1 protein-coding gene is annotated in these 236 nt (G+C 57.6%); it reads left to right on the top strand.

Features of this window, described 5'->3' with window-relative positions; genetic code table 11:
* Positions 1-236: 3'-5' exonuclease (locus SB847_RS22210; protein ID WP_410578922.1), on the top strand; the 236-nt coding region annotated here is incomplete at both ends.

A 236-nucleotide genomic window follows, 5' to 3' on the forward strand; every position in this document is an offset into this window, starting at 1 on the left:
CTCGGCATTAACTACCGCTCGCATTCGGAAATCCTTTCTGTAGCGGACAAGGTCATTCGCAACAACCGCGAGAGAATCGTAAAAGACCTGGTATCCCATCGCGGTCCTGGAGGCACAGTCGCCTTTGTCCGCCACGACGATGAGTACAAGGAGGCCGTCGCTGCGATGGAGGCGATGGCCACTGCGATACGCGCCGGAAAGACGGCGGCTATCCTTGCTCGCACCAATCGGATACT

It is taken from the genome of Bacillus sp. SIMBA_026, assembly GCF_046535335.1.
Classification (GTDB): Bacteria; Bacillota; Bacilli; order Bacillales; family Bacillaceae; genus Bacillus; species Bacillus velezensis.